This is a genomic window from Nocardia sp. NPDC057353 (assembly GCF_042667085.1).
Lineage (GTDB): Bacteria > Actinomycetota > Actinomycetes > Mycobacteriales > Mycobacteriaceae > Nocardia.
Genome location: NZ_JBHVAK010000069.1, coordinates 1 through 20,197, shown reverse-complemented (window position 1 = coordinate 20,197; position 20,197 = coordinate 1). Strand labels below are relative to the sequence as shown.

12 protein-coding genes are annotated in these 20,197 nt (G+C 74.3%); all 12 read left to right on the top strand.

Annotated features, from left to right (window positions below; translation table 11 throughout):
• Positions 1–78 precede the first annotated feature (78 nt).
• The 12 genes from ACFUUZ_RS27210 (at position 79) to murA (ending at position 19,839) form a co-directional block, all read left to right on the top strand.
• A complete protein-coding gene (locus tag ACFUUZ_RS27210; RefSeq protein ID WP_378701054.1) occupies positions 79–9,918 on the top strand; it encodes a type I polyketide synthase in 9,840 nt (3,279 codons plus the stop codon).
• Positions 9,919–9,945: 27 nt separating this feature from the next.
• Positions 9,946–10,725, top strand: coding sequence for a thioesterase II family protein (locus ACFUUZ_RS27205; protein WP_378701052.1), 780 nt, complete (start codon positions 9,946–9,948; stop codon positions 10,723–10,725).
• A gap of 43 nt (positions 10,726–10,768) precedes the next feature.
• On the top strand, positions 10,769–12,055 hold the full coding sequence (ccrA, locus tag ACFUUZ_RS27200) for a crotonyl-CoA carboxylase/reductase (protein WP_378701050.1): 1,287 nt from the start codon (positions 10,769–10,771) through the stop codon (positions 12,053–12,055).
• Positions 12,052–12,906: an SAM-dependent methyltransferase gene (locus ACFUUZ_RS27195; RefSeq protein WP_378701048.1), complete on the top strand. Its 855-nt coding sequence runs from the start codon at positions 12,052–12,054 to the stop codon at positions 12,904–12,906. The genes ccrA and ACFUUZ_RS27195 overlap by 4 nt, the downstream gene beginning before the upstream one ends.
• Positions 12,906–13,331, top strand: coding sequence for a cold-shock protein (locus ACFUUZ_RS27190; protein WP_378701046.1), 426 nt, complete (start codon positions 12,906–12,908; stop codon positions 13,329–13,331). The genes ACFUUZ_RS27195 and ACFUUZ_RS27190 overlap by 1 nt, the downstream gene beginning before the upstream one ends.
• Entirely contained in the window at positions 13,325–14,971 is a 1,647-nt protein-coding gene (locus ACFUUZ_RS27185; protein ID WP_378701044.1) for a long-chain fatty acid--CoA ligase, read from the top strand. The genes ACFUUZ_RS27190 and ACFUUZ_RS27185 overlap by 7 nt, the downstream gene beginning before the upstream one ends.
• A complete protein-coding gene (locus tag ACFUUZ_RS27180; protein ID WP_378701042.1) occupies positions 14,955–15,209 on the top strand; it encodes an acyl carrier protein in 255 nt (84 codons plus the stop codon). Before ACFUUZ_RS27185 ends, ACFUUZ_RS27180 begins: the two co-directional genes overlap by 17 nt.
• A 7-nt stretch (positions 15,210–15,216) precedes the next feature.
• Complete coding sequence (locus tag ACFUUZ_RS27175) at positions 15,217–16,551, top strand: class I adenylate-forming enzyme family protein (RefSeq protein WP_378701040.1); 1,335 nt, start codon at positions 15,217–15,219, stop codon at positions 16,549–16,551.
• Entirely contained in the window at positions 16,548–17,282 is a 735-nt protein-coding gene (locus tag ACFUUZ_RS27170; RefSeq protein ID WP_378701038.1) for an SDR family NAD(P)-dependent oxidoreductase, read from the top strand. The genes ACFUUZ_RS27175 and ACFUUZ_RS27170 overlap by 4 nt, the downstream gene beginning before the upstream one ends.
• 109 nt (positions 17,283–17,391) lie before the next feature.
• The gene (locus ACFUUZ_RS27165; RefSeq protein WP_378701036.1) at positions 17,392–17,814 is read left to right on the top strand and encodes a DUF2550 domain-containing protein; all 423 of its coding nucleotides are present in this window, start codon (positions 17,392–17,394) and stop codon (positions 17,812–17,814) included.
• Position 17,815: 1 nt separating this feature from the next.
• Entirely contained in the window at positions 17,816–18,460 is a 645-nt protein-coding gene (locus ACFUUZ_RS27160) for a cob(I)yrinic acid a,c-diamide adenosyltransferase (protein ID WP_378701034.1), read from the top strand.
• Positions 18,461–18,573: 113 nt separating this feature from the next.
• A complete protein-coding gene (murA, locus tag ACFUUZ_RS27155) occupies positions 18,574–19,839 on the top strand; it encodes a UDP-N-acetylglucosamine 1-carboxyvinyltransferase (protein WP_378701033.1) in 1,266 nt (421 codons plus the stop codon).
• The last annotated feature ends 358 nt before the right edge of the window (positions 19,840–20,197 follow it).

Sequence of the window (20,197 nt, the reverse complement as noted above, 5' to 3'; positions counted from 1 at the left end):
AAATCCATTGCCGGACAGCGCGGACCGACCAGCTCCGCAGCGGGCGGACGCCGAGATCAGCAGGAAAGAGCGATTCGTATGGCGAATGAACAGCAGCTGCGCGAGAACCTCCGATGGGTGACCGCCGAGCTCCATCGCACCCGCGGGGAGCTCGCCACGGCGCAGCGCTCCGGCGCGGACCCGGTCGCGGTCGTCGGCATGGCGTGCCGGTTCCCCGGGGGCCTCGACTCGCCCGAGCTGCTGTGGCAGTCCGTCGTCGACGGGGTCGACTCGGTCGGCGCGCTGCCCGCCGACCGCGGCTGGGATCTCGACGCGCTGCACGACCCCGAGCCGGGCCGCCCCGGCACCGTCTACACCGCAGCGGGCGGCTTCCTGACCGGGATCGACCGCTTCGACGCCGGCTTCTTCGGCATCTCGCCGCGCGAAGCCGAGGCGATGGACCCGCAGCACCGGCTGCTGCTGGAGACCTCGTGGGAGGCGCTGGAGGCCGCCGGTCTCGATATCGACGCCCTGCGCGGGAGCCGCACCGGGGTGTTCGTCGGCGCGGCGGGCGGCGACTACCGCGACGTCGCGCGGGCACCGGGCGGGGACGTCGACGGCCACCTGCTCACCGGCAACGCCGCCAGCGTCGCCTCCGGCCGGATCGCCTACACCTTCGGGCTGGAGGGCCCCGCGGTCACGCTGGACACCGCCTGCTCGTCCTCGCTGGTCGCGCTGCACCTGGCTGCCCAGTCGCTGCGGCGGTCGGAGTGCGGGCTCGCGCTCGCGGCGGGCGTCACCGTGCTCAGCACGCCGACCGTCCTGGTCGAGCTCGCCCGCCAGCAGGTGCTGGCGCCGGACGGCCGCTGCCGGGCCTACTCCGCGGACGCGGCGGGCATGGGCTGGGGCGAAGGGGTCGGCGTGCTGGTGCTGGAGCGGCTCGCCGACGCCAGGCGCAACGGCCACCGGGTGCTCGCGGTGCTCCGCGGCTCGGCCGTCAACCAGGACGGCGCCTCCAACGGCCTCTCCGCGCCGAGCGGCCCCGCCCAGCGCCGGGTGATCGCCGCGGCGCTGGCCGACGCCGGGCTGACCGCCGCGCAGGTCGACGTGGTCGAGGGCCACGGAACGGGGACCCGCCTCGGTGACCCCATCGAGCTCGGCGCGCTGCTGGAGACCTACGGCCGCGACCGCGAGGGTGAGCCGCTCCTGCTCGGGACGGTCAAGTCGAACCTCGGGCACACCCAGGCCGCCGCCGGGATCGCGGGCGTGATCAAGATGGTCGAGGCGGTGCGGCACGGCATCGCGCCGATGACCCTGCACGCGGGCGAGCCGACGGACCGGGTGGACTGGGCGGCGGGCGCGGTCCGGCTGCTCACCGAGACCAGGCCGTGGCCGGAGGTGGACCGGCCGCGGCGGGCAGGCGTCTCCGCCTTCGGCATCAGCGGAACCAATGCGCACGTCATCGTCGAGCAGGATGTGCCGGACCCGGCGCAGGCTCCCGACCCCGCGCCGCCCGCCCCGCTGCACTCCGAGTTGCTGCCGCTGGTGCTCTCCGCGGGCGACGACGCGGCGCTGCGCGCCCGCGCGGGCGACATCGCCGCGCTGACCGGGCACGCGCTCGCGGACATCGGTTTCTCGCTGGCCACCGGGGCGTCGCTGCCCCGCAGGGCCGTCGTGCTCGCCGATGGCGCCGACGGCTTCCGGGCGGGCCTCGGCGCGGTCGGAGCAGGTGACCCGGGTACGGGGGTGGTCAGGGGAACCGCGGGCCCGCCCGGCGGCGTGGTGTTCGTCTTCCCCGGGCAGGGCACGCAGTGGCCGGGCATGGCGGCCGGGCTGCTGGAGTCCGCCCCGGTATTCCGGGACCGGTTCGCCGAGTGCGAGCGGGCGCTCGCCGAGTTCATCGACTTCTCGCCCGCCGCGGTGCTGCGCGGCGAGCCCGGCACCCCCGAGCTGGACCGGATCGAGGTCGTGCAGCCGGTGCTCTTCGCGGTCATGGTGTCACTGGCCCGGCTCTGGGAGTCGTTCGGCCTGCGCCCGGCGGCGGTGATCGGCCACTCGCAGGGCGAGGTGGCGGCGGCCTGCGTCGCAGGCGCGCTCTCGCTGCCCGACGCCGCCCGCGTGGTCGGGGTCCGTGCCGGGCTGTGGGCCAGGCTGGTCGGCAAGGGGATCGTCGCCTCGGTGGCGCTGCCGCTGGAGCGGGTCGAGGAGCGGCTCGCGCGCTTCACCGGCGTGCTCTCCGTCGCCGCGGTGAACAGCAGGGCCGGGATCGCGGTCTCGGGGGAGCGGACCGCGATGACGGAGCTGCTGGCCGAGCTGGCGGCGGACGGCATCCGCACCAACGTGCTCCGAATCGATGTCGCGGCGCACTCGCCACAGGTCGATGCGCTCCGCGCCGAGCTGCTGGCCGCGCTGGCCCCGGTCGCGCCGGTCGCGTCGGAGATCCCGTTCTACTCGACGGTGTCCGGTGGCGCCATCGATACGAAGGGAATGGACGCCGAGTACTGGTTCCGCAATATGCGGCAGCCGGTGCTGTTCGAGCCCGCGGTGCGCGCGCTGCTCGCGGCCGGTTACCCGGCCTTCCTCGAGCTCGGGCCGCATCCCGCGCTCGGCCCGGCGATCGCGGAGACCGCGGAGACCGCGGACACCCGCGTCACCATGCTCGCCTCGCTGCGCCGGGACGAGGGCGGCGCCGAGCGCTTCCTCACCGCGCTGGCCGAGGCCTTCGTCACCGGCGTCGAGGTCGACTGGGCTCCACTGTTCGCCGCCCGCGGCGCCACCCGCATCCCGCTGCCCCGCTACCCCTTCCAGCGCGCCTGCCACTGGCCCACGGCGCCCGCGGCGGCCCCGGCGGCGGCCACCGGCGGCGGCGCCGCCGAGCAGGGCTTCTGGGCGGCGGTGCGCGACGGCGACCCGACGGCGCTCACCGAGACGCTCGGGCTGCCCGAATCCGCCGCGGCCGAGTGGTCGACGGTGCTGCCCGAGCTGGCCAGGTGGCACCGGGCGACCACGGACGAGGCCACCGTCGACCGGTGGCGCTACGCCGTCCGATGGCGGCCGCTGCCCGCCGCCGTCCCCGCCGCACCGGCCGGGACCTGGCTCGCCGTGCTGCCCACCGGCGCCGAGCCCGCCGGGTTCGCGCGGACGGTGCTCGCCGGGCTGGCGGCGCGCGGCGCCGAGCTCCGCACCCTCTCCGGCCCCGGCGAGGCCGCGGCCGCGCTGGGGGCCGGACCGGTAACCGGGGTGCTGAGCTTCGCGGGGCTGGACGACGAGCCCGCGCCCGGTGACCAGGAACTCGCCGCCGGAGCGGTGGCGACCCTTGAACTGGCGCGCGCCGTCGCCGGCGCCGCGGGCGGCGCCCGGCTGTGGTGCGTGACCCGCGGCGCCGTCGCCATCGGGCCGTCCGATCGGCTGAGCGCACCGCGGCAGGCGGCGCTCTGGGGGCTCGGGCTGGTGGCGGCGCTGGAGCTCCCCGACCGCTGGGGCGGGCTCGTCGACCTGCCTGCGGCCGTCGACGAGCGCGGGCTGGACCGGCTGGCGGCGCTGCTCGCCGCCCCGGGTGCGGAGGATCAGTTCGCGCTCAGGCAGCCGGGGGTCTTCGTCCGCAGGATGGTCCGCGCCGACCGGCCGCGGACGGCACCGCGCTCCCCGGCCCGGCGACCGCGCGGCACCGTGCTCGTCACCGGCGGCACCGGCGGCATCGCCGCGCACGTGGCCAGGGAGCTGGCGGCGGCGGGCGCCGCGCACCTCGTCCTGGTGAGCCGCGGCGGCCAGGCGGCCGACGGCGCCGCCGAACTCGCGGCGGAACTCGAGAACGCCGGGGTCACGGTCACCGTCGCCGCCTGCGATGTCGCCGACCGGGCTGCGCTGGCCGCGCTGCTCGACCGGGTGCCGCCGGTGAACGCCGTGCTGCACCTGGCAGGCGTGCCGCAGAACCAGCCGCTCGCCACGCTGACCGCCGCCGAGTTCGCGGCCGCCTACGCGGCCAAGGCCGCGGGCACGCGGAACCTGGACGAACTGCTCGCGGGCACCCCGTTGGACGCTTTCGTCGTCTTCTCCTCCGGCGCCGCCGTGTGGGGCAGCGCGGGCCAGGCCGCCTACGCCGCGGCCAATGCCGAGGCGGAGGCCGTCGTGCTGGCCCGCAGGCAGCGCGGCGAACCGGGGATCGCGATCGCCTGGGGCGGCTGGGCGGGCGGCGGCATGGTGGACGACGCCGCGGCCGACCGCGCCCGCAGGCTCGGCATCGGGCTGATGGCGCCGGAACTCGCGCTCCGCGCGCTGTGGGAGACGATCGACGACGACGCCCTCCGCACGATCGCCGAGTTGGACTGGCCGCGTTTCGCCCCCGCCTTCACCGGCGCGCGACCGAGCCCGCTGATCGGCGAGATCGCCGAGGCCGCCGCGGCGCTGCGGGAACGCGCGCCGGGGGTGGAGGCCGAATCGCTGCTGCCCGAGCTGGCCGGGCTCACCGGTGTCGAACGGCACGCCGCCCTGCTCGCCAGGGTCTGCGCCGAGGTGGCCGAGGTGCTCGGCCACGGCTCGGCGGCGGCGATCGCCCCCGACCTCGCCTTCAAGGACCTCGGCTTCGACTCGCTGACCGCGGTCGAGCTGCGCAACCGGCTGAGCGCGGCGCTCGGCCTGCGGCTGCCCGCCACCCTGGTCTTCGACCACCCCACACCGGAGTCGGTGGTGCGGCACCTGCTCGGCGAGCTGCCCGGCGCCGCGCTGCCCGCACCGGCCCCGGCCGCGACCGGTGAGCCACTGGCCGTGATCGGGATGGCATGCCGCTTCCCCGGTGACGTCGCCTCACCCGACGAGCTGTGGCGGCTGCTGCTCGACGGCGTCGACACGGTCGGGCCGTTCCCGGCGGACCGCGGCTGGGACCTGGACAACCTCTACGACCCCGACGGCACCCGCCCCGGCACCTCCTACGTGCGCGAGGGGGCGTTCCTCGGCGACGCGGGCGGGTTCGACGCCGAGTTCTTCGGGATCTCCCCGCGCGAAGCCGCGGCCATGGACCCGCAGCAGCGGCTGCTGCTGGAGACCGCGTGGGAGGGGCTGGAGCACGCTGGCATCGCCCCGGATTCGCTGCGCGGCAGCGATACCGGGGTTTTCGTCGGCGGGGCCTCGCAGGACTTCGCGGCGCAGCTCGCGGCGACCCCCGCCGCCACCGACGGCTACGCGCTGACCGGAAGCGCGGGCGCGGTGATGTCCGGCCGGATCGCCTACCAGCTCGGGCTGGAGGGGCCTGCCGTTACCGTGGACACGGCCTGCTCGTCCTCGCTGGTCGCGCTGCACCTGGCCGGGCAGGCGCTGCGCCGCGGCGAGTGCTCGCTCGCGCTCACCGGCGCGGTGGCGGTGCTCGCGTCGCCCGCCGGTTTCGTCGAGTTCTCCCGGCAGGGTGGCCTGGCGAGGGACGGCCGCTGCCGCCCGTTCGACCGCGCCGCCTCCGGCACCGCGTGGGGCGAGGGCGTCGGCTTCCTGGTGCTGGAGCGGCTCTCCGACGCCGAGCGGAACGGGCACCGGGTGCTCGCGCTGCTGCGCGGCTCCGCCGTGAACTCGGACGGCGCCTCCAACGGGCTGACCGCGCCGAACGGCCCCTCCCAGCAGCGGGTGATCACGAAGGCGCTGGCCGACGCCGGGCTCACCGCCGCGGAGATCGACGTGGTCGAGGCGCACGGCACCGCGACCACCCTCGGCGACCCGATCGAGGCGCAGGCGCTGCTCGCCACCTACGGCCGGGACCGCGAGCAGCCGCTGCTGCTCGGTTCGATGAAGGCGAACATCGGCCACACCCAGGCCGCCGCAGGCATCGCCGGGGTCATCAAGACCGTGCTCGCGCTGCGGCACGGGGTCGTCCCCGGCACCGTGCACCTCACCGAGCCGACCCCCGAGGTCGACTGGTCGAGCGGCGCCGTGCTGCCGGTCGCCGCGAACACCGCGTGGCCGGAGACCGGAAGGCCGCGGCGGGCCGGGGTCTCGGCGTTCGGTGTCAGCGGCACCAACGCGCACGTCATCGTCGAGGAGTACCAGGAGCCGACGACCGAGCCCGTCGACCGCGGGACGCCGCTCGTGCCGTGGCTGATCTCCGGGCACACCGACGAGGCGCTGCGGACCGTCGCGCGCGAGCTCGCCGAGCACCGCGCGGCGGACCCGCTCGACGTGGCGGCGGCGCTCGCCGTCGGCCGCGCGCAGCTCGGCCACCGCGCCGCGATCCTCGGCCGGACCGGCGCCGAGCTGCGGGCCGGGCTCGCCGCGGTGGCCGCGGGTGGCTCCGCCGCGGGGGCGCACACCGGCGTCGCCGTCCGCGGCAGGCTGGTGCTGCTCTTCCCGGGGCAGGGCACCCAGCGGCTCGGCGCAGGCGCCGAGCTCTACGACCGGTACCCGGTCTTCGCGGACGCCTTCGACGAGGTCTGCGCGCACCTCGACCCGCTGCTGGAGCTGCCCCTGCGCACGGTGGCGTTCACCCACCCGGACGCCCTGGAACGGACCGCGTACGCGCAGCCCGCGCTCTTCGCGCTCGCGGTCGCGCTCTACCGGCTGTTCGAGCACTGGGGTGTCCGGCCGGACGCGGTCCTCGGGCACTCGGTCGGCGAGCTGGCGGCGGCACACGTGGCAGGCGTGCTGTCGCTGTCCGACGCAGCGGCCATGGTGGCCGCGCGCGGCGCGCTGATGGAGCGGCTGCCCGCGGACGGCGCCATGCTCGCCGTCCGGGCGAGCGAGGAGCGGACCCGGGAGCTGGCGGCCGATCGGCTGGAGGTCGCCGCCGTCAACGGCCCGGAATCCGTGGTGCTCACCGGCCCGGCCGACACCGTCGCCGAGCTGGAGGGTGAGTTCACCGCCGCCGGGATCCGGGCCCGCAGGCTCCGGGTCGCGCACGCCTTCCACTCGGCCGCCGTCGAGCCGATGCTCGCCGAGTACGCCGCGCGCTGCGCGGCGGTCGACTGCGCGGCGCCGCGCATCCCGCTGTACGCGGCGGTGACCGGCGATTCGACGCCGGAGACGTCGACGCCCGGCTACTGGGTGCGCAATGTCAGGGAGACGGTCCGGTTCGCCGACGCGGTCCGCGCCGCGGCGGGCACCGGCGAGGTCACCTTCCTGGAGCTCGGGCCGGACGGCACCCTGGCCGCGCTGGCAGGCGAATCCACCGGCGCGCCCGCCTTCGCGGCGCTGCGCGCCGATCGCGGGGAGGAGGAGACCGTGCTCTCCGCCCTCGCCGCCATGCACGTGCGCGGTACCACCGTGGACTGGCCCGCCTTCCACGCGGGCAGCGGCGCCGTCCCGGTCGAGCTGCCCCGCTACCCGTTCCGGCACCAGCACTACTGGTTGCCGCCCGCCACCGGTGCGGGCACCGCCGCCGGGCTCGGCTTCGACGCCATCCCGCACCCGATGCTGACCGCGGTCGCGCCGGTGCCGGAGACCGGTGCCCTGCTCTTCTCCGGCAGGCTCTCGACCGGGACCGTTCCCTGGCTCGCCGACCACGTGATCGACGGGCTCGCCCTGCTCCCCGGCTCGGCGCTGCTCGATATCGCGCTCGCCGCGGGGGCGCGGCTCGGCGGCGCCGCGATCGACGAACTCACGCTGGAGGCCCCGGTGCCGGTCGGCTCCGGGCTCCGGCTGCAGCTGCTCGCCGCCGCCGCCGACCCGGAGGGCCGCAGGCACTTCACCATTCACACCGTCGGCGAGGCCGCGGAGGACGAATCCTGGGCCAGGGTCGCGAGTGGTGTCCTCGCCCCGGCCGCGGGGCCGCTGCCCGAGCCGCCCGCGCAGTGGCCGCCGGACGGCGCCGAGCCGCTGCCGATGGCCGACTACCACGAGCGGGCGGAGCGCGCCGGGCTCGGCTACGGCGCCGCCTTCCGCGGCCTCCGCGCCGTGTGGCAGCGAGGAGAAGAGCTGTTCGCCGAGGTCACGGCGCCGGACGGACTCGATGCCGGAGCGTACGGGCTGCACCCGGCGCTGCTCGATGCCGGCCTGCGCGCCCCCACCATGACGGCGCGCGACCGGGTCGACGAGCGGCTGCTTCCCTTCGCCTGGCGCGGGGTGCGGTTGCACCGGCCCGGCAGCCGCGAGCTCCGGTTGCGGATCGTCACCGCCGGTGCGGGCGAGGTGGCCATCACCGCGACCGACTCCGCCGGGCGACCGGTGCTCTCGGTCGACCGCCTGGTCTCGAGGACGATGTCCGCGAGCCGCCCGCCCGAGCCGGGCGCCGCGCTGTTCCGGCTGGACTGGACGCCCGCGCCGGTGCCCGCCGGTGCAGGCGCGCCTGCGGCGGTCATCGACTTCACCGCCGAGCCGGCGGGCGCAGGCCTGATTCCGGCCGCGCACGCCGCGACGCTGCGTGCGGCGGACGAGGTGCGCTCCTGGCTGGCAGGCCACCCGGACGGTGCCCGGCTGCTGGTGCTGACCCGCGGTGCGGTGGCGACGGCGCCGGACGAGGACGTCCCCGACCTGGTGCACGCGCCGCTGTGGGGGCTGCTGCGCGCGGTCCAGGCCGAACACCCCGACCGGATCACCCTGCTCGACACCGACGACCCGGCCGCGCTCCCTCCGCTCCCGGACGGGGAACCGCAGCTCGCGGTGCGCGCCGGCCGGGTACTGGTACCGCGGCTGGTGACCGCGGAGCCGAGGACGGCCGCCCCCGCCTGGGACCGGGACGGAACCGTCCTGGTGACCGGTGCGACCGGCGGGCTCGGCGCGCTCGTCGTCCGGCACCTGGCGGAGCGGCACGGTATCCGGAGCTTCGTGCTCGCCAGCCGCAGCGGCCCGGCCGCCGACGGCGCCGCCGCGCTGCTCGCCGACCTCGCCGAGCGGGGGGCCGACGCGGAGCTGGTCGCCTGCGACACCGCCGACCGCGCCGCGGTCGCGGAGCTGATCGCCCTGGTTCCGGCGGACCGGCCGCTGCGGGGGGTCGTGCACGTCGCCGGCGTCGTCGCGGACGGGCTGATCGACTCGCTCACCCCGGACCGGCTCGCCGCCGTGCTGCGCCCGAAGCTGGACGCCGCGGTCCACCTGCACGAGCTGACCAGGGAGCTGGAGCTCTCCGCCTTCGTGCTCTTCTCGTCGAGCGCGGCCGTCTTCGGGACCGCAGGCCAGGCGAACTACGCGGCCGCCAACGCCTTCCTCGACGCGCTGGCCCAGCACCGGCGGGCGGTCGGCCTTCCCGCCGTCGCGATCGGCTGGGGGCCGTGGGACTCCGACAGGGGCATGACCGCGGGGCTGACCGAGCTCGATCTCCAGCGCATCCGGCGGGGCGGGCTCGTCCCGCTCACCGCCGCGGCCGGGCTGGCGCTGCTCGACGCCGCCGACGGTGCCGCGCCGTCGGTGGTGGCGGCCTGGCTCGACCGCGCGCGCTTCCGGACCGGCGACGCACCGGTCCCGGCGCTGCTCCGTCCCGCGCCCGCCACCGCCCCGCAGCCCGCCGCCGCCGACCCGGTGACGGAGTTGCTGCACCGGCTCGCCGCTGTGCCTGCCGACGAGCGGGTCGCGCTGCTGGTCGCGCTGGTCAGGGCGGAGGCGAGCGCGGTGCTCGGGCACAGCAACCCGGCGGCGGTCGGCGCCGACCGCCCCTTCACCGAGGCGGGCATCGACTCGCTGGCCTCGGTCGAGCTCCGCAACCGGCTCAATGCCGCGACCGGGCTGCGGCTGCCCGCCACGCTGGTCTTCGACTTCCCGACTCCGTCCGCGCTCGCCCGCCACATGACCGCCGAGCTGGTCGTGCCGGAACCGGTTCCCGTCGAGGACACCCGGCTCGCCGAGTTCGACCGCCTGGTCGCCGAGCTGCTCGGCGCGGCCCGCGACCCCGGCGCGGCGTCGGCCCTCGAGGAGCGGCTGCACACCGCGCTGACCGTGGTCAGGGAGCACGGGGCAGGCGAACGGGACGGCGACCTGGCGGCGGCATCGAGCGACGAGCTGCTGTCGCTCATCGACGCGGAATTCGGCTAGGGCCGTTCGAGAAGAGAAGGGAAATCTGTGACCGACATCGGAACCGACTGCCTGCGGCACTTCCACCGGAACACGGACGCGGCACTGTCCGTCGTGCTCCTCCCGCACGCCGGGGGAGCCGCCAGCTACTACTACAAACTGTCCGAGCTGCTCGCCGCGGACTTCGCGGTCTACGTCGCGCAGTATCCGGGCAGGCACGACCGGCGCCGCGATCCGTACGCCAGGGATCTGCGCGAGCTGGCCGCCGAGATCGGCGCCGACATCGAGCGCCGGATACCCGGCCCGGTCGCGCTCTTCGGGCACAGCATGGGCGCGCTGATCGGCTTCGAGGTGGCGGCCGCGTGGACCGAGCGCGCCGACGCGCGGCTCGCCGCGCTGTTCGTTTCCGCGCGGGTGGCGCCGTCGCTGCCGTTCGAGGTGCCCGACCTCTACACCACCGAGCAGGCGATGGCGGAGATCCAGGGCCTCGGCGGCACCGACACCAGGGTGCTGGCGGATCGGGAGTTCTTCGCCGCGGCGCTCGAGGTCATGCGGCACGACTACGGCATGCTGCGCCGCTACCTCCATGACCTGCCCGGCAGCGCGGGCCGGACCACCGCCGCCCCGATCCGGGCGCTGGCGCCGAGCAGTGACCAGCGCGCCCCAGTGGACCAGATCGGGCACTGGCGCTCGCACACGACCGCGGATTTCGATCTGCGCGTCTTCGAGGGCGGGCATTTCTACGTGAACGACCGCATGGACGAGGTCGCCGGCTACCTGCGGGAGTCGCTGTCCGCGGAGTTGTCCGGATCAGGGAAGCAGCCGTAGCCGGCACCGGCTACGCGGACGGGGACAGGGACAGGGACAGGTGATGGGTACAGCAGGGTTGTCGAACGGGGCCGGGGCGAGGACCGCGGAGATCTTCGAGATCGGCTCCGCGCCGGAGCCCGGAGTGGTTCCGCAGCGGATGTACGCCTCGGTCATCCGCCCGGAGCGCTACGGCTCGCCGACGGAGGCATTCCGCACCGAGCTGGTCGACGTGCCGGAGATCCCGCCGGGCTTCGTGCTCGTCGCGGTGATGGCGGCGGGCATCAACTACAACAACGCGTGGGCCGCGAGCGGCGAACCGCTCGACGTGATCGCGGCGCGGCGCCGCGCGGGCGAACCGGAGAATTTCCACATCGGCGGCTCGGAGGGGTCCGGGATCGTCTGGGCGGTCGGCGACGGGGTGCGCAGCGTCGCCGTCGGCGACCACGTCCTCATGGTCGGCGCCCGCTGGGACGAGCGCGCCACCGACATCAGGTTCGGCCGGGACCCGATGATGTCGGACAGCCAGAAGACCTGGGGGTACGAGCTCAACTACGGCTCGTTCGCCCAGTACGCGCTGGTCGCGGAGTTCCAGTGCCTGCCGAAGCCGGCCAACCTCTCCTGGGAGGCCGCCGCCTGCTTCCTGCTCACCGCGGCCACCGCCTACCGGCAGCTGACCCGCTGGGCGCCGAATCGGGTCGAGCCGGGCAGCGTCGTGCTGGTCTGGGGGGCATCGGGCGGGCTCGGCTCCATGGCCTGCCAGCTGGTCGACCTCTTCGGCGGCCGGGCCGTCGCGGTGGTCTCCGGCGCCGCGAAGGCCGAGTACTGCCTGGCGAACGGCGCGGTCGGGGTGATCGACCGGAGCGAGTTCCGGCACTGGGGCAGACTGCCCGAACCCGGCACCGCGGCGGCCGCCGAGTGGGCGACCGAGGTCCGCAGGTTCGGCCGCGCCGTCTGGGACGTGCTCGGGGAGAAGCGTTCGCCGGACATCGTCTTCGAGCATCCGGGCGGCGACACCCTGCCCACGTCGGTCTACGTCTGCGACACCGGCGGGATGGTCGTGCTCTGCGGCGCCACCTCCGGCTTCGTCGGCACGCTCGACCTGCGGCTGCTCTGGATGCGGCAGAAGCGGCTGCAGGGATCGCACTTCGCCAACCTGACCGACTGCATGGCCGTCGTCGAACTGGCCGCGATGGGCAGGCTCGACCCCTGCCTCGGCCGGGTGTACCCCTTCGACGAGGTCGGCCGGGCACACCAGGACATGGTGGACGGCGTGCACGCCTACGGCAACTCCGCCGTGCTGGTCGGGCACCGCCCCGCGCCCGCCGCCGAACCGGCGGTGCCGCGGTGACCGGGGTGAGCCCGGCCGCGGGCACCGTCGACACCGCCCCGGCGGCGCACTACGACCGGGTCACCGACGCCTGGGGGCTGCTGCTCGGTGCCGACCTGCACTACGGCGTGTTCGAGGGCGACGAGCCGCTGCCGGTCGCGACCCACCGCCTCACCACCGAGATGGCCGCCGCGGCCGCTTTCCGCGCCGGTGACCGCTTCCTCGACATCGGCTGCGGCACCGGCAACTCCACCCGCTGGGTGGCCGCGGAGTACGGCGTCGACGCCGTGGGGATCAGCACGAGCAGGCGCGGCGTCGAGCGCGCGGCTGAGCGGGTCCGCGGACAGGCGGGCGCCCCCGTCTTCGAGGTGCGGGACGGCATGCGCACCGGCTTCCCGGACCGCTCCTTCGATCGGGTCTGGGCGCTCGAGTCGTCGCACCTGATGCCGGACCGCGGCGCGCTCGTCCGCGAGTGCGCCCGTGTGCTCCGGCCCGGCGGGCGGTTCGCGCTCTGCGACATCGTGCTCACCGAACCCGTCCCGTTCCGGCTGCTGCGCGCGCTACGCGCCGAATTCGCGCTGCTGCACCGGGTCTTCGGTGCCGCGCGGATGGAGACCGTCGACACCTACGCGCAGCTGGCCGCCGCCGCGGGGTTCGAGGTGGATTCGCGTCGCGACATCTCGGCCGCGGTGCGGCCGACCTTCGCCCGCTGGGCGGCCAACGCGGAGACGCACCGGGCCGAGGTGACCGCATCGATCGGCGCCGCCGCGCACCGGGAGTTCGCGCAATCCTGCGACATCCTGGAGCGGATGTGGGATCGCGGGATCCTCGGCTACGGCATCCTCGCCGCCGTGCGCGGAGCGGGGGCGTGATGCGCAGCGGGCGCGTGCTCCGCTTCGACGCGGCCAAGGGCTACGGGTTCATCGCGGGCGACTCCGACGACGAGCACATCTTCTTCCACGTGCACGACGCGGTCATCGAGGAATCGGAGATCCGCCCCGGCCTCCGCGTCGTCTTCGACGTCCGCAGCGGTGAGCGCGGGAAGTACGCGGTCGATGTCGACGGCACGGACCGGGAAGCGGAATCCCCCGAGGGCGGGCAGGCCGCCGCCGAGCTCCGCACCGACCGCGACGAGCTCCTCGGCGAGCTCACCGAGCTGCTCATCAGGACGCTGCCGAGCATCGCGGGCCGGGAGATCGTGCGCTTCCGGCGGGAGTTCGTCGCGCTCGCGGCGCAGCGCGGCTGGCTCTACGCCACCGGCGCCGAGCCGCCGATCGGCGGTGAGCAGCAGTGCTGAGCACCATGGGGTCGCGGCCGCTGTCGCACGCCACACTCCTGCTGCACGGCGCCGAGCTGTACCCGGACGCCCCCATCGACACCTGGACCGGGACCGGCTTCAGCCACTCCGGCTTCGCCGAGCTCGGCCGCGACGCCTCGGCGCTGGCGCACGCGCTGCGCGGCCTCGGCGTCGCCGTCGGCGACCGGGTCGGCACCTTCCAGTGGAACAACTACGAGCACTTCGTGGCCTACCACGCCGTGCCCGCCATGGGGGCGGTGCTGAATCCGCTGAACATCCGGCTGCACCCGGAGCAGGTCGGGTACATCGCCCAGCAGGCGGGGGACCGGGTCGTCCTGGTCGACGGGGTCCTCCTCGACCGGTTCCTGGAGTGCCTGCCGAGCTGCCCCGCCGTCGAGCACGTCGTCGTCGTCGACGGCACCGCACCGGAGCCGCGGCCCGGCGTCGCCTTCCACGAGTACTCGGCGCTGCTCGCCGCGCAGCCGCGGGCGACCTACCCGTTCCCGCTGGTCCCCGAGGAATCGGCGGCAGGCATCTGCTACACCTCCGGCACCACCGGTAACCCGAAGGGCGTCGTCTACTCGCACCGCTCCAACTGGCTGCACGCGATGTACCTGTGCACCGCGAACGCGCTCGGGATCGGCCGCACCGATCTGCTGCTCCCGGTGGTCCCGATGTTCCACGCCAACGGCTGGGGCCTCCCGCACGCCAACCTGCTCTCCGGGGCGGGGGTGCTGCTCCCCGGCCGCTTCCTGAAGCCGCGGGACCTGCTGGACATGATGGCGGTCGCCCGCCCGACCTTCGCCGCGGCGGTGCCGACCATCTGGAGCGGACTGCTCGCCGAGCTCGACCGGTGCGGGCAGGACGTCAGCCACCTCCGCGAGGGCATGGTGGCGGGTTCGGCGCTGCAGCGCGACCTGTGGACGGCCTTCCGCGAGCGGCACGGGGTGCGGCTCCTGCACGCATGGGGCATGACCGAGACCTCGCCGCTGGTAACGGTGGCGCGCCCGCCCGCGGCGAGCCCGCCGGATGCCACCCGATACTGCCTGACCCAGGGCAGATTCCCGGTCGGGGTGGAGGCAAGGGTGGTGGACGACGCAGGCCGCGTCCTGCCCCGTGACGGCGCCACGGTCGGCGAACTCCAGGTCAGGGGGGCCTGGATCACCTCCGCCTACCACGCGGAGGGAACCGGGGCCGCCTTCGACGACGGCTGGCTGCGCACCGGCGACGTCGGCCACATCTCCGCGGACGGCTTCCTCACCCTGGTCGACCGCGCGAAGGACCTGATCAAGTCCGGCGGCGAGTGGATCTCGTCGGTGCAGCTGGAGAACGCGGTCATGAGCCACCCCGACGTGCTCGAGGCCGCCGTCGTCGGGGTGCCCGACGCCACCTGGGACGAGCGGCCGCTGGTGGTCGCGGTGCTGCGCCCCGGCGTCACCGGCGACCCGGCCGCGCTGCGCGCCCACCTGGCCGGGCAGTTCCCCCGCTGGCAGCTGCCCGAGCACTGGGTGTTCGCCGACGAGGTCCCCAAGACCAGCGTCGGCAAGTTCGACAAGAAGCGCCTCCGTGACCGGTACGGGCGCCGACCGGCCGCCGAGCAGTTCCTCCCCGAAGGAGTACGGAATGTCCGACGAACGTGATGTGATCCAGGCCGCCATCGCCGAGATCCTCGGCCGGCGGGGCGGCACCGCCGCGGAGCTGTCGCCCGGGGTCCGGCTCGGAGCCGAGCTCGGCTTCACCTCGCTGGAGTTCGCGGAGCTCTCCGCCCAGCTCGAGGACGCCCTGGGCCGCGACCCCTACTCGGACGGCGCCTTCCCCGACACCGTGGACGCCATCACCGAGTACTACCGGCGGGAACCCGCCCCGAGGGCGGGCTGAGGGCGCGGTGCTCACCGTTTTGCTCCGCGAGCACGCCAGGACCCGCGGGAACAGCGTCTTCCTCCGCTCCGGCCGCAGGGCGGTCGGCTACGCGGAGCTGCTCGCCGCGGTCTCGCTGACCGCGGACCGGCTGGCCGACGCGGCCGGCCTCGCGCTCGGCTTCGTGGCCGACGACGTCATCGAGGCGGTCACCTTCGTGCTCGCCGCCTGCGAGGCGGGCGCCGAGCCCTGTCTGTATCCGGGCGGTGACCGGCAGGCCGCCATCGACGCCGCCGGGCGGTTCGGCCAGGTCGTGCTGGAGTTCACCCGCACGGGCGAGCTCGCGGTGGCGGGCGTCGGTTCCGCGCGGCCGGCCGCCGCCGACCCCGCCGTCCTGCTCGAACCGTCGATCGCCATCCTGACCAGCGGCACCACCGGCCCGCCGAAGGCGACCCGGCACCGCGTCGGCAACCTCGTCGCCTCGGCGACCGGCGGCGGCGGGCAGGCGGGGGCGCGCTGGCTGCTCGCCTACAACATCAACCAGTACGCCGGGCTGCAGGTGCTGATCCACGCGCTCGCCACCGGCGCGGAGCTCGTGATCCCGGACACCATCGCCCCGGCCGCGGCCATGGCGGCCATGGCCGAGCACCCCGTCACCCACGTGAGCGCGACGCCGACCTTCTGGCGGATGCTGCTCGCCCTGCTGCCCGGCCACGCCGCGCCGGTCGCGGAGCTGCGGCAGATCACCATCGGCGGCGAACCCGTCGCTGACCCGCTGCTCCGGGAGCTGCGGCTGCGCTTCCCGGCGGCCAGGATCTCGCACGTCTACGCCACCAGCGAGATCGGCTCGTCGGTGGCGGTGAGCGACGGCAGGGCCGGGCTGCCCGCGTCCATCCTCGAGCGCGGCGCCGCCGACCCGGTCGAGTTCCGCATCGTCGCGGGCGAACTGCAGGCCCGATCGCGGGTCGGCATGTTCGGCTACCACGGCGCGGCAGGCGTCGCCGGCGACTGGATCGCGACCGGCGACCTGGTCGAACTCCGCGGCGACCGGCTGTACTTCGTCGGCCGGATCGGCAGCGTCATCAATGTCGGCGGCGTCAAGGTCTACCCCCTCCCGGTCGAGGACGCTATCGGCGCCGTGCCCGGCGTCGAGCTGGTCCGGGTCTACGGCAGGCCGAACCCGGTCACCGGGCGGATCGTCGCCGCCGAGGTGGTCGCCGCGCGCGACCACGACCCGGCCGCCCTCCGCCGCGCGGTGACCGCCGCGTGTGCGGTGCTGCCGGAGGCTGCCCGCCCCCGGCTCGTGAAGATCGTGGATTCCCTCTCGATCGTGCAGAACAAGATGGATAGGCGAAACAAATGAGTGGACGCGTCGTTGTCGTCACCGGTGGCAGCCGTGGCCTCGGAGCGGATCTGGTCAGGTCCTTCCTGCATTCCGGGGACCGGGTGGCGACCTGCAGCCGCTCCACCTCGACATACCTGAACGAGCTCCGCGCCGACCCGGCGACGGCCGACCGGTTTTTCCACGACGTCGCCGACATCGCCGACCGCGGAAGCGCGGAGGCCTTCGTGGCGGCGGTGTACCGGCGCTGGGGCCGGGTCGACGTGCTGGTCAACAATGCCGGGGTCGCCAGGGATGGGGTGCTCGGCCTCGCCGCCGCCGCGGACATCGACGCGGTGATCGATCTCAACCTGAAGGGCACCCTGCACGTCACCAGGGCGGCCGTGCGCCGGATGCTGACGGTCGGCCGCGGCCGGATCGTCAACGTCTCCTCGGTGGTCGGCATCGCCGGGTACCAGGGGCTGTCCGTCTACAGCGCGACGAAGGCCGGGCTCGACGGCATGACCAGGTCGCTGGCGCGCGAGCTCGGGCCGCGCGGGATCACGGTGAACTCGGTGGCGCCCGGCTACCTCACGACCGAGATGAGCCACGGCCTCACCCCGGCACAACTGGAGCAGATCCGCAGGCGCACGCCGCTGGGCAGGCTCGGCGCCCCCGGCGATGTCTCCGCGACCGTCCAATTCCTCACCTCCGAGCATGCCGCCTTCATCACCGGCCACGTCCTCGTGGTGGACGGCGGTCTCACCGCCTGATCGGTGTCGGCCGACCCCGCAATCGGGAGTGCCGGGCTCGTGATTGAATGGCGGTGGGCCGACCCGCGCGCCGCAGTCGATCGAGAGGACCACAGCATTGGGAACCGGGATGATTCTCTTGATCATTCTGGTGTTGCTGCTCGTCTGCCTCGCCCTCGCCTCCACCTATCGGCTGATCATGTTGCGCCGCGGCGGAACCGCCGCGATCCTGCGCGTGCTGCCCGCGACGGGCGGGCACGGCTGGCGCCACGGCCTGATCCGCTACGACGAGGACCGCCTCGTCTTCTACAAGCTCACCAGCCTCAAGCTGGGCCCGGATTCGGTGATCAAGCGGCTCGGCATCGAGATCGGCGACCGCCGCGGCCCGCACGGTGACGAGTTCGACATCATGACCGACGACATCGTGGTGATCGGAGTCGCGGACAAGGAGGGCGAGTTCCAGTTGGCGCTGGACCGCAACTCGCTCACCGCCTTCCTCTCCTGGGTGGAGTCGCGCCCGTCGGACCGCTCCCGCCGGATGCAAGGCAGATGACATGAACGTGCACCTGACCAGGATCTACACCAGGACCGGCGACGACGGCAGCACCGGGCTCAGCGACTTCTCCCGGGTCTCCAAGAACGACCCGCGGCTCGCCGCCTACGCCGACTGCGACGAGACCAATGCCGCGCTCGGCGTCGCGCTCGCGCTCGGCTCGCCGCCGCCGGAGATCGCCGCGGTGCTGCGCGGCATCCAGAACGACCTCTTCGACGCGGGCGCCGATCTCTCCACCCCGGTGGTCGCCGAGCCGAAGTACCCGCCGCTGCGCGTCACCGAGCCCTACATCGAGCGGCTGGAGCGGTGGTGCGACGAGTTCAATGCCGAACTGGCGCCGCTGAATTCGTTCATCCTGCCGGGCGGGACCGCGCTGGCCGCGCTGCTGCACACCGCGCGCACCGTCGCCCGCCGGGCCGAGCGCTCGGCCTGGGCGGCCGTCGCCGCGCACCCCGATGACACCTCGGTCCTCCCGGCCAAGTACCTGAACCGGCTCTCGGACCTGCTCTTCATCCTGTCCCGCGTCGCGAACCCGGGCGGTGACGTGCTCTGGCAGCCGGGCGGCGGCCGGGAGCCCGCGGCCGGAGCCGGCGCCGCGGACCGACCGACGGCGGCCGACGCCGCGGCGGACGGCCTTGACGCCTGAGCCGACGTACCGGGTGACACCGGATACCGGCAACCTGCGCGGGCAGCCCACCGGCGGCCCGCGTCGCAACTATCCTTGCATCCAACGGTGCGCCGACAAAGCGGAGAGGCGGCATGGAACGGTTTCTGGTCACGGGCGGTAATCGCCTGGTCGGCGAGGTGGAGGTGGGGGGCGCGAAGAACAGCGTCCTCAAGCTGATGGCAGCCGCCCTCCTCGCCGAGGGCACCACCACCATCACCAACATCCCGGACATCCTCGACGTTCCGCTGATGGCCGACGTGCTCCGCGGCCTCGGCTGCGAGGTGGTGATCGACGGCTCGTCGGTGGTCATCAACACCCCGGCCGAGCCCAAGTACCACGCCGACTTCCCGGCGGTCACCCAGTTCCGCGCCTCGGTGTGCGTGCTCGGCCCGCTGATGGCGCGGTGCAAGCGGGCGGTGGTCGCGCTGCCCGGTGGCGACGCCATCGGCTCCCGGCCGCTGGACATGCACCAGGCCGGGCTCCGGCTGCTCGGCGCGACCAGCGAGATCGAGCACGGCTGCGTGGTCGCCAGGGCCGACGAGCTGCAGGGCGCCCGGATCCGGCTGGACTTCCCCTCGGTCGGCGCCACCGAGAACATCCTCATGGCCGCGGTGCTCGCCGAGGGCGAGACGGTGCTCGACAACGCCGCCCGCGAGCCCGACATCGTCGACCTCTGCACCATGCTCAGCCGGATGGGCGCCCGGATCAGCGGCGCGGGCACCTCGGTGCTCACCATCCAGGGCGTGAAGCGGCTCGCGCCGACCACGCACCGGGTCATCGGCGACCGGATCGTCGCGGCCACCTGGGGCATCGCCGCCGCCATGACCCAGGGCGACGTCCGGGTCACCGGGGTGAACCCCAAGCACCTCTCGCTGGTGCTGGACAAGCTGCGCTCCGCGGGCTCGCGAATTTCGTTCGAGCCGAACGGTTTCCGCGTCGTCCAGCCGGAACGGCCACGGGCCGTGAACTTCTCGACGCTGCCCTTCCCCGGCTTCCCGACCGACCTGCAGCCCATGGCCATCGGCCTGGCCGCGGTGGCGGACGGCACCTCGATGATCACCGAGAACATCTTCGAGGCCAGGTTCCGCTTCGTGGAGGAGATGATCCGGCTCGGCGCCGACGCCAGGACCGACGGACACCACGCCGTCGTGCGCGGAATCCCGCGGCTCTCCAGCGCGCCGGTCTGGTCCTCGGACATCAGGGCGGGCGCGGGGCTGGTGCTCGCCGGCCTCGTCGCCGACGGCACCACCGAGGTGCACGACGTCTTCCACATCGACCGCGGGTACCCCCGGTTCGTCGAACAGCTCCAGGAGCTCGGCGGCGCGGTCGAGCGCGTGACCGTTGAAAAACGTTCCTGACCAGGCGATTTGACATCGCACAGCGAGGGACGTAACTTTTAACCCGTCAGAGCGACACGGACACCGACCCGGGAGACCGGGAAACGAGGTTGGACGGACGAGCGCCTGGCGGATTTGGATCCTCGCTCTTGATGAGCTAAGCTGATCCAGCTGCCTCACTGAAACTCCGGAGAATATCCGGCGCGAAGGTGTGTGCGTGTGTTCTTTGAGAACTCAATAGTGTGTCGATGAATGTCAGTGCCAAAATATTTTGGTTCCTGGTTTTTCACACCCCCGTGTGGAGGCTGGGACATTTTGTCAGCAAACATTTTTTGCTGGTGTTTTGTTTTGCTGGGTTTTCGGACTCGCGTTTTTCTTT